The sequence below is a fragment of the Pedococcus cremeus genome (assembly GCF_900111375.1).
In the GTDB taxonomy this organism is placed as follows: Bacteria; Actinomycetota; Actinomycetes; order Actinomycetales; family Dermatophilaceae; genus Pedococcus_A; species Pedococcus_A cremeus.
In genome coordinates, this window is record NZ_FOHB01000008.1 from 76,415 (window position 1) to 90,543 (window position 14,129).

The 14,129-nt window shown below is 73.4% G+C and carries 14 protein-coding genes; 7 read left to right on the plus strand and 7 right to left on the minus strand.

Features of this window, described 5'->3' with window-relative positions; genetic code table 11:
* Positions 1–90: 90 nt before the first annotated feature.
* The gene (locus tag BMW78_RS15495) at positions 91–1,188 is read right to left on the minus strand and encodes a citrate synthase 2 (protein WP_091761602.1); all 1,098 of its coding nucleotides are present in this window, start codon (positions 1,186–1,188) and stop codon (positions 91–93) included.
* A 149-nt stretch (positions 1,189–1,337) separates the two neighbouring features.
* Here BMW78_RS15495 and BMW78_RS15500 point away from each other — a divergent pair, with 149 nt between their 5' ends.
* A complete protein-coding gene (locus BMW78_RS15500; RefSeq protein ID WP_091761604.1) occupies positions 1,338–1,928 on the plus strand; it encodes a pentapeptide repeat-containing protein in 591 nt (196 codons plus the stop codon).
* Positions 1,929–1,931: 3 nt separating this feature from the next.
* On the opposite strand, the gene BMW78_RS15505 is transcribed toward BMW78_RS15500, so the two are convergent.
* Complete coding sequence (locus BMW78_RS15505) at positions 1,932–2,699, minus strand: NYN domain-containing protein (protein WP_091761606.1); 768 nt, start codon at positions 2,697–2,699, stop codon at positions 1,932–1,934.
* 43 nt (positions 2,700–2,742) lie between these two features.
* Here BMW78_RS15505 and BMW78_RS15510 point away from each other — a divergent pair, with 43 nt between their 5' ends.
* Entirely contained in the window at positions 2,743–4,020 is a 1,278-nt protein-coding gene (locus BMW78_RS15510) for an MFS transporter (protein WP_245735898.1), read from the plus strand.
* 75 nt (positions 4,021–4,095) lie between these two features.
* Entirely contained in the window at positions 4,096–5,172 is a 1,077-nt protein-coding gene (locus BMW78_RS15515) for an NAD-dependent epimerase/dehydratase family protein (protein WP_091761610.1), read from the plus strand.
* Between the two features lie 3 nt (positions 5,173–5,175).
* Here the strand turns inward: BMW78_RS15515 and BMW78_RS15520 are convergent, their stop codons facing one another.
* The 3 genes from BMW78_RS15520 to BMW78_RS15530 are packed head-to-tail and all read right to left on the minus strand — an operon-like array spanning position 5,176 to position 8,015.
* Positions 5,176–6,063, minus strand: coding sequence for an oxygenase MpaB family protein (locus BMW78_RS15520; RefSeq protein ID WP_245735899.1), 888 nt, complete (start codon positions 6,061–6,063; stop codon positions 5,176–5,178).
* A gap of 54 nt (positions 6,064–6,117) precedes the next feature.
* Complete coding sequence (locus BMW78_RS15525; protein ID WP_091761612.1) at positions 6,118–6,786, minus strand: response regulator; 669 nt, start codon at positions 6,784–6,786, stop codon at positions 6,118–6,120.
* Positions 6,783–8,015: a sensor histidine kinase gene (locus tag BMW78_RS15530; RefSeq protein ID WP_091761614.1), complete on the minus strand. Its 1,233-nt coding sequence runs from the start codon at positions 8,013–8,015 to the stop codon at positions 6,783–6,785. Before BMW78_RS15530 ends, BMW78_RS15525 begins: the two co-directional genes overlap by 4 nt.
* Positions 8,016–8,215: 200 nt before the next feature.
* Between BMW78_RS15530 and BMW78_RS15535 the strand changes: the two genes are divergently transcribed.
* Positions 8,216–8,950, plus strand: coding sequence for a hypothetical protein (locus BMW78_RS15535; RefSeq protein ID WP_091761616.1), 735 nt, complete (start codon positions 8,216–8,218; stop codon positions 8,948–8,950).
* 97 nt (positions 8,951–9,047) lie between these two features.
* On the opposite strand, the gene BMW78_RS15540 is transcribed toward BMW78_RS15535, so the two are convergent.
* Positions 9,048–9,476, minus strand: a complete 429-nt coding sequence (locus BMW78_RS15540) for a hypothetical protein (protein WP_091761618.1) — start codon at positions 9,474–9,476, stop codon at positions 9,048–9,050.
* 60 nt (positions 9,477–9,536) lie between these two features.
* On the opposite strand from BMW78_RS15540, the gene pdxH reads away from it, so the two are divergent.
* From pdxH to eda, 3 genes are all read left to right on the plus strand, one after another.
* Positions 9,537–10,217 carry a pyridoxamine 5'-phosphate oxidase gene (gene pdxH, locus BMW78_RS15545; protein ID WP_091761620.1) on the plus strand — a complete coding sequence of 227 codons (681 nt, stop codon included), beginning with the start codon at positions 9,537–9,539 and terminating at the stop codon, positions 10,215–10,217.
* Positions 10,218–10,481: 264 nt separating this feature from the next.
* Positions 10,482–12,416 carry a phosphogluconate dehydratase gene (gene edd, locus BMW78_RS15550; RefSeq protein ID WP_091761622.1) on the plus strand — a complete coding sequence of 645 codons (1,935 nt, stop codon included), beginning with the start codon at positions 10,482–10,484 and terminating at the stop codon, positions 12,414–12,416.
* A complete protein-coding gene (gene eda / locus BMW78_RS15555; protein WP_281247093.1) occupies positions 12,413–13,069 on the plus strand; it encodes a bifunctional 4-hydroxy-2-oxoglutarate aldolase/2-dehydro-3-deoxy-phosphogluconate aldolase in 657 nt (218 codons plus the stop codon). The genes edd and eda overlap by 4 nt, the downstream gene beginning before the upstream one ends.
* Positions 13,070–13,401: 332 nt before the next feature.
* Here the strand turns inward: eda and BMW78_RS15560 are convergent, their stop codons facing one another.
* Positions 13,402–14,046 (minus strand): malonic semialdehyde reductase, encoded by a 645-nt coding sequence (locus tag BMW78_RS15560; RefSeq protein WP_091761624.1) that lies wholly within the window; start codon positions 14,044–14,046, stop codon positions 13,402–13,404.
* Positions 14,047–14,129: the final 83 nt, after the last annotated feature.

Below are 14,129 nucleotides of genomic sequence, written 5' to 3' on the forward strand. Positions count from 1 at the left end.
CCACCTTCCGTCGCTGTGCCCGCCGAACTCGGTGGGCAGGGCGACAGGAGGCGGGCAGAGTGCGCCCGAGAAGGGGGAAGGCCTGCGGGGTCAGCTGCGCCAGCCGGCCACCGACTCGACCGGTCGCGGACCGGGGCCGATGTAGCGCGAGCTGGGCCGGATGAGGCGCCCGGTCTGCTTCTGCTCGAGGATGTGCGCCGACCAGCCGGCCGAGCGGGCGCAGGTGAACATGGGCGTGAACATCGTGGCCGGCACCTCGGCGAAGTCGAGCAGCACGGCCGCCCAGAACTCCACGTTGGTCGCCAGGACCCGGTCGGGGCGCCGGGCGTGCAGCTCGTCGAGGGCGGCCTTCTCCAGGGCGGCGGCCACCTCGAACCGGGGTGCGCCGAGCCGCTCGCAGGTCGCGCGCAGCACCCGGGCCCGGGGGTCCTCGGCGCGGTAGACGCGGTGGCCGAAGCCCATGAGCCGCTCGCCCTTGTCGAGCACGTCCTTGACGTAGGCGGTGGCGTCGCCGGTCCTCTCGACGCCCTCGATCATGTGCAGCACACGGGAGGGGGCGCCGCCGTGCAGCGGGCCGCTCATCGCACCGACCGCCCCCGAGAGGCAGGCGGCCACGTCGGCGCCGGTGGAGGCGATGACCCGGGCGGTGAAGGTCGAGGCGTTCATGCCGTGCTCGGCGGCGGACACCCAGTAGGCGTCCACGGCCTCCACGTGGCGCGGGTCGGGCTCTCCACGCCAGCGGATCATGAACCGCTCGACGATGGTCCTGCCCTTGTCGACCTCGCGCTGGGGGATCATCGGCTGCTGCAGCCCGCGGGCCGACTGCGCCACGAACGACAGCGCGGTCACCGAGGCCCGGGCGAGGTTGTCGCGGGCGGTGTCGGCGTCGATGTCGAGCAGCGGCCGGAAGCCCCACAGCGGGGCCAGGGTCGCCAGCGCGGCCTGCACGTCGACGCGCACGTCACCGGAGTGGATCGGCAGCGGGAACGGCTCGGCCGGCGGCAGACCGGGGTCGAACTCGTTGTCGACGAGCAGGCCCCACACCTGGCCGAACGACACCCGCCCGACGAGGTCGTTGATGTCGACGCCGCGGTAGCGCAGCGCCCCGCCCTCCTTGTCGGGCTCGGCGATCTCCGACTCGAAGGCGATGACTCCCTCGAGTCCGGGCTTGAAGTCACTGTCGGCCATCGGAGAACCCCATCCTGCTCGGCGTCGTTGTCGGCGCTGCCATTCTGCACTGTCACCACGATGCGCCAACATGGCGTCCATGCACACGTCCACGACCGGCCCCTGTGACCCCCTGACCGGTGACCGGGCGGTGACCGGACGGTGACCGCGTGACCCCTCGGCTGATGGCCGGTGACGACCTCGACGGCGAGGTGCTCACCGGCGACCTCTCGGGCCAGGACGCCGGCTCGGCCCGCTTCCTGGAGTGCCGGTTCGAGGAGTGTGACCTCACCGAGCTGCGCGCACCGAGGGCCCGCTTCGCGGAGACCACCCTGTATGCCGTGCGCGGAGCCGGTGTCGACCTCGCCGAGAGCCAGTGGCTGGACTGCGTCGTGACGGGGGCCCGGCTCGGCGCGGTGCAGCTCTTCGGGGCCGAGCTGCGGCGGGTGCGCTTCGAGGGCGGGAAGATCGACTTCCTGAACCTGCGCGGCGCCACCCTGCGGGAGGTGACGTTCACCGACTGCGTGCTGACCGAGCCCGACTTCGGCGGCGCGACCCTGGAGCAGGTGACCTTCGAGGGGTGCCGGCTCGTGGCCCCGGACTTCAACCAGGCCCGGATGAAGAAGGTCGACCTGAGCGGCGCCCAGCTCTCGGCGCCGCGCGGGCTGGCCAGCCTGTCGGGCGCGACGATCTCCCGCCTCCAGCTGTTCGACCTCGCGCCGAACCTGGCCGACCAGCTCGGCATCACGGTCGCCGACTGAGGGCTACCTCTTGCTGCCCTTGCCGAGCCGCTTGTCCCGCACGGCCAGCGCCGACGTGCCCTCGTCCTTCATGTCGAACAGCCCGCACGCCTCGAGCAGCTTGCTGAGCTTGGCGTACCCGTAGTTGCGCGGGTCGAACGAGGACTGGTTGGCGATGTGCTGGCCGACGTTGCCGACCAGCGCCCAGCCGTCGTCGTCGGCGGCGCCCTGCACGGCGCGGCGGAGCAGCGAGACCAGCTTGGCGTCCTGCTTGAGCTCGGCGGTCGGCACCCGCAGACGCGCCGTCTGGGAGTCCGCCTCCTCGGTGTCGCCACCCGTCGTCGTGGGTTCCTCGTCGACGTCGAGCTGGTCGAGCACGAGGAACCGCGAGCAGGCGCTCTTGAACGGCTCGGGTGTCTTGCGCTCACCGAACCCGTAGACGGCGGCCCCCTTCTCGCGCAGGTGCATCACGAGCGGGGTGAAGTCGCCGTCGGAGGAGACGATCGCGTAGGCCTCGGGGCGGTCGGTGTAGAGCAGCGCCATGGCGTCGACGACGAGCGCCATGTCGCTGGCGTTCTTGCCGCTGCTGTAGTCGTACTGCTGCATCGGTCGGATGGCGTTCTCGTGCAGCACCCCCGCCCAGCCGCGCAGCTCGGGCTTGGTCCAGTTGCCGTACGCGCGACGGATGCTGGTCTCGCCGTAACCGGAGAGCTCGTTGAGGATGAGGTCGATCCGCCGGGCCGAGACGTTGTCGGCGTCAATGAGCAGGGCGATCCGGGCCTTGGGGTCCATGTCGCTGAACGCTAGTGCAGGCCGGGGCCTAGGGTCTGCTGCTGTGCCCCTGCTGCTGGACCTGACGCCGCTGCGCGTGAGCCCGGAGTACCGGCGCCTCTACGCCGGCTTCACGTTCAGCAACATCGGCTCCCAGATGGCCACGGTCACCATCGGCCTGCAGGTCTACGACCTCACGAAGTCGACCGCCGCGGTCGGTCTCGTGGGCCTCTTCGCGCTGGTGCCGCTCGTCGGGCTCGGCCTCTACGGCGGCTCGCTCGCCGACCACCACGACCGCCGCGTGGTCGCGCTCGCTGCACAGAGTGCCAGCTGGCTCACCAGCGCTCTCTGCGCCCTGCAGGCCTTCGCGGGCAACACGAACGTCTGGGTGCTCTACGCCCTCGTCGCGATGTGGAACGGCTCGTTCGCGGTGGCCTCGCCGTCGCGCACCTCGATCTACCCGCGCATCCTCGAGACGCGGCTGCTGCCCGCGGCCAACGCCCTGTCGGTGTTCGCGATGAACGCCTCGCTCACCGTCGGGCCGCTGCTCGCGGGCTTCCTCGTCGACTGGGGAGGCTTCCGCACGGCATACGCCCTGGACGCCGTCGTCACGACGGCCGCGCTCTGGGGCCTGTGGCGGCTGCGCTCACTGCCGCCCGAGCCGCACGGCGACGCCACCGCGGCCACCCGACCGGGGCTGCGGTCGGTGCTCGACGGCTTCCGGTTCCTCGGCACCCGTCCCAACGTGCGCATGACGTTCGTGGCCGACATCGTGGCGATGCTGCTGGCCCAGCCCCGGGTGCTCTTCCCGGCGGCCGGCGCGGTGATCTTCGGTGGGGGCGCGAAGACCGTCGGTGCGCTGAGCGCGGCCGCCGCGGTGGGCGGCATCGTGGCCATGGCGTTCTCCGGTCGGCTCGGGCACGTGCGCCGCCAGGGGGCGGCCATCCTGGTCAGCATCGTCGGGTGGGGCTGTGCGATCGCCGGTTTCGGGGTCGCCATGCTCGCCAGCGGCGGCGCCCTGACCCAGGAGCACGCGCTGTGGGCCGGCCTCGGGTGCATGGCCCTCGCGGGGGCCTCCGACTCGGTCAGCGCGGTGTTCCGCACGACGATCCTGCAGGCGGCCACGCCCGACCACCTCCGCGGACGGCTCCAGGGCGTCTTCATCGTCGTCGTCGCCGGGGGCCCGCGGCTGGGTGAGCTGGCCGGCGGCCTCGCGACGAAGGTGCTGGGGGAGGGGCGGACCGCTGTGGTGGGCGGCCTGCTCTGCGTGGCCGCCATCGGCGTGCTGGCCCGGCTGCAGCCCGGCTTCGTCCGCTACGACTCGCACCACCCGACGCCCTGACCTGACCCCGGCCCCGGGCGACGGGCGTCCCCGGATCATCCGTGTTTCGATGGCTGCTCGGCGGAAGGAGACAGCGTGCGCGTCGTCGTCACCGGGGCCAGCGGCATCGTCGGCAGCGCGTTCCTGCGCGCGGTGGACGGTCGTGGCCACGACATCACCGCGGTATGCCGCCGGGTGCGGACCGCCCCCGGCGCACCCGGGCGCGCCGAGGGCGTCACCTGGGTGGCGCACGACCTCGCCGATCGCTCCGGCGACCGCCGCCTCCGCGAGCTCGTGCGAGGGGCCGACAGCGTCGTGCACCTGGCATGGGGGCTGCAGCCGATGCACAACCGCGGGCACCTGCGCCGGGTCGACCTCGGCGGCTCGCTCGCGGTCGTCCGTGCCGTGCAGGAGGAGCGCGTGCCGCACCTGCTCTTCGGCTCCTCGGTCGGTGGGTACGCGCCGCGCACCAGCGACGACCCCGTCGGCGAGGACTGGCCGTTCACCGGGGTGCCGGGCTCGGTCTACAGCCGGCACAAGGCCTTCGTCGAGCGGCACCTCGACCAGGTGGAGGCAGAAGCCGGTGACGCGCTGGTCATCGCGCGCACCCGCCCATCACTCGTCGGCCAGCGGATGGCCGGCAGCGCCATGCTGCGCCTCGGCTTCCCGTTGCTCATGCCGGCACCGCTGTTCCGGCACGTCGGCCTGCTGCCGCTCGACCGCGCCTTCGCCCTGCAGTTCGTGCACGCCGACGACGTCGCCGACGCCATCGTGCGGGTCCTCGAGTCGAGGGCGGCCGGCGCCTTCAACCTCGCCGCCGACGGCATCCTGCGCCAGCCCGACCTCGCCGTCGCGTTCGGCGCACGGCCGCTCCACCTGCCCAAGCCGCTGGCCCTGCGGCTCGTGGGCGGGCTCTGGCAGACCGGCGTGGCACCCCTCGACCCGGGCTGGCTCGAGATGGCCTTCCGGGTGCCGTTCATGGACACCTCGCGCGCCCGCGACGTGCTCGGGTGGCGTCCCCGGCACACGGCCCGGGAGGTGCTCGACGAGGTGGTCGGCGGCATGGCCGGCCGGGCCGGTGGCCCCTACCCGCCGCTGCGCTCGCGGACCACGCGCGACGAGCTCGCCCACCTCGTGCGGCACGGACCCGTCTGGTGGCGCCCCGAGACCTGACGGTCAGGCCGAGCGGCGGTGGCGCACGTCCTCGTCGGTGCGCATGGCCCAGCGCACCACCGACGTGGCCGCGCCGCCCAGCGGACGGCCCACCACCCGCTCGGTGACCGGCAGCCACGGCAGGCGCAGGGGTCGGCGGGCCCAGCGCGGCAGCATCGACACCGCACCGCCGGCCAGGGCGGCATACCCGGGTCGGGCCGCCAGCGGCAGCGGCGGGTGCACGAGCAGGAAGCGCGCGGCGTCGCGGGCCTCCGGCGTGCTGGCGAGCTCGGGCCGGTAGGACTCGATGCCCTTGCGCAGCTGCGCCACGGTCGTGGGCGGGTCGAGCACGCCGAGCCGGCCGGCGACCACGGCGGACTGCTCGACGTAGGTGTCGGCCTCTTCGGGCGTGAGCGGCTGCTCGGCGTAGCGCTGGTAGGAGGTCAGGAAGCTGTCGGCCTCGGTGAGGTGCACCCACATCAGGAGGTGCGGGTCGTCGGCGGCGTACGGGCGCCCGTCCGGGGTCACGCCGCGGACCCTGCGGTGGATGCCGCGCACGCGCGCGATCTGCCGCTCGGCGTGCTCGATGGTGCCGAACGTCGTGGTGGCGAGGAACTCGCTGGTGCGCTGCAGCCGGCCCCACGGGTCGCCTTTGTAGCCCGAGTGCGCCGCGACGCCGGCCATGGCCAGCGGGTGCAGAGACTGCAGCAGCAGGGCGCGGATGCCGGCGGGGAACATCGAGGCGTCGGCGTGGACCCGCCAGATCGGGTCCTCGGGGGTGAACCAGCGCGGTCCGTCGGTGAGCCAGATGGCGGCGGCCTTGGTCTCGGCGTCGTCACCGGCCACCCGCGACCGCAGGGCGCCCGCGAGCTGGACGCGGGCGGCGCTGAGGGCAGGGTCGAACAGGGTCACACCATCCCCAACGGGACGGGCTCGCCCGCTGTTCCACGCTCCCGGACGCCGACCTCAGGCCGGCGCCTCTCCCGGCCGCACCAGGCCCGTCTCGTAGGCCGCCACGACCGCCTGCACCCGGTCACGCAGCCCCAGCTTCATCAGCAGGCTGGAGACGTGGGTCTTCACGGTCGCCTCGCCGAGGTAGAGGTCGGCGGCGATCTCGGCGTTGGACAGGCCCCGGGCCAGGAGCGCGAGCACGTCCTTCTCGCGGGCGGTGAGGGTGTCGAGCAGGGCCGAGCGCTGGGCGCGCCCGGGCGGAGCCGCGGCGAACGACTCGATCACCCGCAGCGTCACCGACGGGTCGAGCAGCCCGCCGCCGGCGGCCACCGCGCGCACCGCCTCGATGAGCTGCTCGGGCGGCGAGACCTTGAGCAGGAACCCGCTCACACCGGCCCGCAGCGCGCCCTCGAGGTACTCGTCCTCACCGAAGGTCGTGAGGATGACCACCTTGGTCTGCGGGCTGGCGGCGAGCACCCGGCGCGACCCCTCGATGCCGTCGACGACGGGCATCCGCACGTCCATCAGCACGACGTCAGGGCGCACCCGCTCGACCAGCTCGACCGCGGCGGCGCCGTCGGCGGCCTCGCCGACCACCTCGAGGTCGGGCTCGGCCGAGAGCACCATCCGCAGCCCCACCCGCACCATCGCCTCGTCGTCGACGAGCGCCACCCTGGTCGTCATGACCACCTCCGGTCGAGGGGGAAGCGGGCGTCGACGGTGAAGCCGCCGCCCGGCCGCGGCCCGGCGTCGAGGGAGCCGCCGAACATCGTCGTCCGCTCGCGCAGCCCCACCAGCCCGTTGCCACCGACCGCCACCGGGGAGCCGTCGACGGCAGGGCTGAGCCCGGCACCACCCGCGCCGGCCCCGCCGTCGTGCGACGCCGCCGCAGCGACGGTCGCGCCACGGCCGTCGTCAGTGACGACCACCCGGATGCCCTTGTCCTGCCGGTCGATTCGCACCGACGTCGACGCCTGCGGCGCGTGGCGCAGCACGTTGGTCAGCGCCTCCTGGAGCACCCGGTATGCCGCGACGTCCAGCGCGCGGGGCAGCTCACCGAGGTCGCCGCTCACCTCGAGGCTGACGTCGAGCCCTGCCGCGCGGACGTCGGCGACCAGCTCGGACGCCCGCGCCAGGGATGCCGGCGCGACGGGGGCGTGGTCGCCGTCGGCGCCGCGCAGGATACCGACGGTCGCACGGAGCTCCTCGACTGACTGTCGGCCCAGCCGCTCCAGGCCCAGCATGACCTCGCGCTCGGCGGGGCGGTCGCGCAGCACGTCGTCGAGCTGGCGGCGCAGGCCCCCGATCTGCAGGGTCATCACGCTCACCGAGTGGGCCACCGAGTCGTGCACCTCGCGGGCGATCCGGGCGCGCTCCTCGACGACGGCGGCGTGCGCGGTGGCCTCGCGCTGCGCGTCGATCTCGGCAGCCATGGCGGCGAGCTGCCGGCTGCGCTGCTGCTCGCGCCGCACCAGCGTCCCCGTCCACCAGGCGGGGACGAAGATGGCGGGGAAGAAGATGCTGTCCCACGTGATGCCGTGCTGCACCGCGTCGGTGACCACGAAGACGGCGATGCACGCGGCGACGGCGGCGCGCGACCGAGCCGGCGCACCGGCATACCCGGCCCACGCCACGGCGATGAGCATCGAGATCAGGCCCGTGCCACCGGGGCCGGGGGCGCCGAGCAGGGTGCTGAACGGGTAGAAGCAGCCGACCACGACCGCTCCCACGCACGGCCATCGGGTCGCGACGACGAAGCCGGCCGAGATCCACGCCGAGGCGAGCGCCAGCTGGCCGAAGTGGGGGTGGAACTCAGGGTCGAACCACGCCTCGTTGAGGCCGAGCAGGCCCATCGCGACGGCCGCCGCCCATGGCACGAGGCGTGGGTCGCGCAGGCGGGCGGCGGTCGGCATGGCCGAAACCCTAGGGCGGCGAGGTCCGGCGCGTATCCCTCTTGAGGAGGACCCACGACGCCCGGGCTCCGCCCTGAGGGGGAGGCCGGGTCGGTGCGTCTCGGCGGAGCCGCGGGGAGGGCTGCGGACCGCAGAGTTCTGGCAGTCGCCGACACCGGCGGACGCCCGGACCGTCCGGGCCACACCTGAGAGGAACCACCATGACCGCCAACGCCAACACCCTCGGCGTCACCACCCGCACCACCTCCGACAGCCCCACCACGACCGCCTCACCCGCAGCCGAGGACGCCCGGCGCGCCTCCTCGCGTGCCCTGCCGGTCGTCGCCGCGACGGCCCTCATCGCCGGGCCGCTGCTGTGGTCGCTGGGCATGTTCACGTCGCCGCCGGCCGACTCCATGGCCGACGCCGACTACATCTCGTCGCTGGCCCGCGACACGACCATGACCCAGGTCTCGGCCCTGGCCCTGCACTACGGCAACCTCACCATCGCCCTCGGAGTGCTGGCCGCCCCGGCCCTCGTGCGCCGGGCCCGTGGCGCGTGGCTCGCCGTGGTCGGCGCCGTGCTGACGACCATCGGCTTCGCCAACGTCTCCGGCATGGTGCTCAGCGACTGGTGGAACGCCTCCGCCGGCCGCGCGCTGCCCATGGACCAGGCCGTCGAGGTCTTCCGCGGCTTCAAGGACGCCTCGCTGCTGTGGATGTGGGACGGCACCGAGCCGCTCAGCCTGGTCGGTCCGCTCCTGTTGCTGGCCGGACTGGCACGGGCCGGCGTGCTCGGCTGGTGGACGATCGCGCCGTTCCTCGGCGGGGTCGCCGGCCTGATGGCCTTCGGGGCCGGCTCGCCCGTGCTCGTGGCCGTGATGGTGCTGGTCGGCTTCTCGCCGTTCGCGCTGATCGGTGTGCGGCTCCTGCAGCGCAGCCGGCTGCACGCCTGAACCCCTTTCGCAGCAACGGCGCCCGCCACCCGGATGTGGTGGCGGGCGCCGTTGGCATGCGGACGTGCGGACGCGTCCAGCACCGAGGGGTGGTCGGCTACCCCTTGCGTCGTCCGGGCCGCTGGCGGGGGAGCTGGCGGGGTAGCTGGCGGGGGAGCTGGCGCACCCACTCGGACGTCGACGGCATCTCGTGCGGGCTCTTGCGCATCGACAGGTCGCTGCGCGCCACCAGGTCGGCGAGCGGCGTGGTGGTGGCGGGGTGGGCCGCGATGGGCTCCTCGCCGGAGAACACCACCCACACCGGCTCGTCCGAGCCCTGCCGCGGGTCGAACGCCTTGAGCACGGTGCCCTCCCGCACGGTGGACGCGTGCTCCACCGCCAGGCGCCGCGACCGCTGGCGTTCCATCGTCTTCTTCGCGGCCGCCATGGCCGGGTCCTTCGCCTGCTGGGCGAGCACCACGACGTGGGGGCCGTACTTCACCCCCCACTTCACGATCCTGCCGACGGCCTTGCCCCGATCTGGCATCGCGCCTCCTGTGTCGTGCCCCGCCGTGTCGTGCCGGGTTCCTCACCCTAATCTCGTCGTATGACCGATGTGCACCGCGTGGACTACACCGGCGAGGGCCTCTCCGAGCTCGAGGTCGCCCCCACTCCCTGGCAGCAGGCACGCCGCTGGGTCGACGAGGCGGTGGCCCGTTCGCGCGAGCTGGGTGACGTGCCGGAGCCGCTCGCGCTGTCGGTGGCCACCGTCGACCCCGACGGCCGGCCCAACGTGCGCACGGTGCTCATGCGCTTCTTCGACGAGCGCGGGCCGGGGTTCGTCACCAACACCGAGTCGACCAAGGGCGTCGAGATCGCCGCCACCGGTGCCGTCGCCGCGTCGCTGACCTGGCCGTCGATGTTCCGCGCCATCCGCTTCCGCGGCGTGGCGCAGACGCTCACCCGTGAGGAGGTCACCGGCTACTTCGGCTCGCGCCCGTGGGCCTCGCGGATCAGTGCGTGGGCCTCGCAGCAGTCGCGGCCCGTCGAGGGACGCGCCGACCTCGAGGAGGCCTACGAGCGGTATGCCGCGCAGTGGCCCGACCGCGGCAACGCCGACGACGTGCCCGTCCCCGACTTCTGGGGCGGCTACCGGGTGGCCTGCGACGAGGTCGAGTTCTGGGGTGGCCGCCGCAACCGGCTGCACGACCGCCTCGTCTTCACGCGGGTGGGGGAGGGCTCCCTCGACGACCCGGACGCGTGGCAGCTGCACCGCCGCCAGCCCTGACGCGTTTCCCACCCGTTCACCCCGCGGGTCGAGGTAAACACGCCGGCGATCCCCGGCGTGTTTACCTCGACCAAGGAGGTCGCCGCCTCCGGGTCGTCTCGGTTGATGGGCTACCGGTCCGTATGACGGGACGCGCTGGGACAGTTCTGGAGGTGTGGCCGCGCTGCCTCTAGTGTGACCCGTGCCACAAGAGACGCGAGCGCCACCGTCGCCGTTCGCCCGTGGCCCGGTCCCGGGCCGCCTGCGAACCGCGAGGAGAACACCGTGCCCCGTCCTGCCCAACCGACCCACCCGGTCGTCGCCGACGTCACCGCGAAGGTGGCCGAGCGCAGCCGTGCCAGCCGCGCGGCATACCTCTCACGCATCTCCGCCGCGGCGGCCGAGCGCGGCCTGCGCCCCGCCCGCGCCGACCTCGGCTGCAGCAACCTCGCCCACGCCGTCGCGGCCTGCGGCGGCTCCGACCGCATCGCCATGACCGGCGAGAGCGCGGTCAGCATCGGCATCGTCACGTCCTACAACGACATGCTCTCGGCCCACGCGCCGTACGAGCACTACCCGCAGGCCATCAAGGCCACCGCGCGCGAGGTGGGTGCGGTCGCCCGCGTCGCGGGTGGTGTGCCGGCGATGTGCGACGGCATCACCCAGGGCCGGGCAGGCATGGAGCTCAGCCTGTTCAGCCGCGACGTCATCGCCATGTCGACCGCGATCGCGCTCTCGCACGACGTCTTCGACGCGGCGCTGATGCTGGGCGTCTGCGACAAGATCGTGCCCGGGCTCGTCGAGGGCGCGCTCACCTTCGGCCACCTGCCCACCGCGTTCGTGCCCGCCGGGCCCATGGCGTCGGGCCGGTCGAACGCCGAGAAGGCCGAGGTGCGCAAGGCGTTCGCCGACGGCAAGGCCGGCCGTGACGAGCTGCTCGCCTCCGAGGTCGCGAGCTACCACTCGCCCGGCACCTGCACCTTCTACGGCACGGCCAACTCCAACCAACTGCTCATGGACGTCATGGGCCTGCACCTGCCCGGCGCGGCCTTCGTCCACCCCGACGAGCCGCTGCGCGCCGCCCTCACCGACGCGGCCACCCGCCGGGTCGCCGAGATCGCCTCCAGCGGGCAGGCCTACGGCATCGGCCAGGTCGTCGACGAGAAGGCCGTCGTCAACGGAGTCGTCGCGCTGTTGGCCACCGGCGGCTCGACCAACCACACGATGCACCTCGTCGCCATGGCGGCCGCGGCCGGCATCCACCTCACGTGGGACGACTTCGACGAGCTCTCCGCCGTGGTACCGCTGCTCGCGCGGATCTACCCCAACGGCCCCGCCGACGTGAACCACTTCCACGCCGCCGGCGGCACGTCCTTCCTCGTGCGCACGCTCCTCGACGCCGGGCTGCTCCACGACGACGTGCAGACCCTCGCCGGCCCCGGCCTGTCCCGGTACGGGCAGCGGCCGGTGCTCGACGCCACCGGCACCCTCACGTGGGAGGACGCCCCGCTGGAGTCGGGCGACCTCGCCGTGCTGCGGCCGGCCACCGACCCGTTCTCGCCCGACGGCGGCCTGCGCGTGCTGCGCGGCACGCTCGGCAACGCCGTCATCAAGGTCTCGGCGGTCGCCGACGAGCACCGCGTCGTCGAGGCGCCCGCGCGCGTCTTCACCGACCAGGTCGGCTTCCTCACCGCCTTCTCGCGGCGCGAGCTCGACCGCGACGTCGTCGTCGTCATCCGCGAGCAGGGGCCGTCGGCCAACGGCATGCCCGAGCTGCACACGCTGACGCCCTCGCTGGGCGTGCTGCAGAAGCGTGGGTATGCCGTGGCGCTCGTGACCGACGGACGCATGAGCGGCGCCTCCGGCGCCATCCCCGCGGCCATCCACGTGACGCCCGAGTCGGTGCACGCCGGGCCGATCAGCCGGGTCCGTGACGGCGACGTCATCCGGCTCGACGCCAACGCCGGCACCATCGACGTGCTGGTCGACCCCGAGGAGCTCGCGGCCCGTCCGCCGGCCCTGCGCGGAGCCCCCGACGAGTACGGCACCGGCCGCGAGCTGTTCCACGCCCTGCGCACCGCCGTGGGCCGCGCCGACGAGGGTGCCCACGTCTTTGCCACACTGGGCCGGACCGCCGAGCTCGGGGAGCACACCCTGGCCCCCACCCTGCAGTCGAGCCTGCAGCCGAACCCGCCGACGAACATGGAGCAGACCCTGTGAGCCCTGTCGCCCAGCACCACGAGATCCGCAGCGGCGCCGACGTCCTCGACGTCTCGCCGGTCATCCCCGTCGTGGTCGTGGAGTCCGCCGAGCAGGCGGTGCCCCTGGCGCAGGCCCTGCTGCGCGGCGGCATACCGGTCATCGAGATCACGCTGCGCTCGGAGGCAGGGCTGGCCGCGATCGAGGCGGTGGCGAACGAGGTCGAGGGCATGGTCGTCGGGGCCGGCACCGTGCTGACGCCCGAGCAGGTCGGCCAGGTGCGCGACGCCGGAGCGCAGTTCATCGTGACCCCCGGGTCGCCGCCGAGGCTGCTCGAGGCGGCCGTGGGATCGGGGCTGCCGCTGCTCGCCGGTGCCGGCACGCTCACCGAGATGCTGACCCTCGCCGAGGCCGGGCTCACCGCCATGAAGTTCTTCCCGGCGGAGGCCAGCGGGGGTCGGGCGTACCTGTCGTCCGTGGCGGGCCCGTGCCCGCACCTGCGCTTCTGCCCGACCGGCGGGGTCACGCCGGAGAACGCGCGGGACTACCTCGCGCTGCCGAACGTCGGCTGCGTCGGCGGCTCGTGGCTGACGCCGAAGGATGCCGTGGCGCAGGGCGACTGGGCCCGCATCGAGTCGCTGGCCGCGCAGGCCGCCTCACTGCGCTCCGCCTGAGCCACTTCGTCGACGCCGAGCCGCCCACGGCCCCGTCAACGGGGGTCATGGGCGGCTCGCTGCGTGCGAGGTCGGGTCGGGGTGTGGCCGGGCATGGACCAGCCCGCGGGCCTTGCCTGCCGAGACGAGCGGCTGGCGTTGTGCAGGGGACGACCTGCACGGCCCGCGGGCTGCGGTGATGCTGGTGGGATTGCGCTTCAGCGCAGTTGCCGTGCGCCCTAGCGCCCAGTCACCTCACGCGTCCAATGAGAAATCACTTCTTGGACCACCTCCCTTCCGTGTGCCTCGACGGTAAGCCGGGACCCGGGAGGAAGGCAACACATTTCGGGCGCTCAGGCGGTGGTGACGACCTCGTCGTAGCCCAGCCGCGGCAGGCGCTGCAGCCAGGCGTCCTCGCCGGGCTTGCCGATGTTCATGACGACCAGGGTGCGGTGCCGGCCGTCGGGGAAGAACTCGCGGTCGACCGCGGCCGCGTCGAGGCCCGTCATCGGGCCCGCGGCGAGGCCGGCGGCGCGTACGCCCATGGTGAAGTAGCCGATCTGGAGCGCGGCGTTGAGCTTGGCCGACTCCTCGCGGGCCGACTCGTTGCCGGCGAAGAGGTCACGTGCGCCGGGGAAGTGGGGGAAGACCTTCGGCAGCTCGTCGTGGAAGTCGAGGTCGGCGGCCAGGATGGCCACCAGGGGGGCGGCCTCGGTCTTGGCCTTGTTGCCGTCGCCCATGAGGCCGACCAGGCGGGCGCGGGCCTCGTCGCTGCGGACCAGCACGATGCGCAGGGGCTGGTTGTTCATCGAGGTCGGGGCCCACTTCACCAGGTGGTAGATCGCCTTGACCTGCTCGTCGGTGACGGGCTCGTCGGTGAAGGTGTTGGCGGTGCGGGCCTCACGGAAGAGCAGGTCCTGGGCCTGCGGGTCCAGCTCGAGCGGGGCCTCGAACTCGGCCTCGTAGTCGGTCAGGTCGGCGTGGGAGATCTGCGTCATGTGTCGTTGAACGTTCAATGAGATAGGTGTATTCCGCAACCAGCGAGCCGATTCCTCCGGCCGGACTGGGGGTCATTCGCCCT

Excerpts from the sequence above, each read along its gene's own strand:
- BMW78_RS15495 (WP_091761602.1), bottom strand. The coding sequence starts at position 1,188 with ATGGCCGACAGTGACTTCAAGCCCGGACTCGAGGGAGTCATCGCCTTC.
- BMW78_RS15505 (WP_091761606.1), bottom strand. The coding sequence starts at position 2,699 with ATGGACCCCAAGGCCCGGATCGCCCTGCTCATTGACGCCGACAACGTC.
- BMW78_RS15525 (WP_091761612.1), bottom strand. The coding sequence starts at position 6,786 with ATGACGACCAGGGTGGCGCTCGTCGACGACGAGGCGATGGTGCGGGTG.
- BMW78_RS15530 (WP_091761614.1), bottom strand. The coding sequence starts at position 8,015 with ATGCCGACCGCCGCCCGCCTGCGCGACCCACGCCTCGTGCCATGGGCG.
- BMW78_RS15535 (WP_091761616.1), top strand. The coding sequence starts at position 8,216 with ATGACCGCCAACGCCAACACCCTCGGCGTCACCACCCGCACCACCTCC.
- BMW78_RS15540 (WP_091761618.1), bottom strand. The coding sequence starts at position 9,476 with ATGCCAGATCGGGGCAAGGCCGTCGGCAGGATCGTGAAGTGGGGGGTG.
- pdxH (WP_091761620.1), top strand. The coding sequence starts at position 9,537 with ATGACCGATGTGCACCGCGTGGACTACACCGGCGAGGGCCTCTCCGAG.
- BMW78_RS15560 (WP_091761624.1), bottom strand. The coding sequence starts at position 14,046 with ATGACGCAGATCTCCCACGCCGACCTGACCGACTACGAGGCCGAGTTC.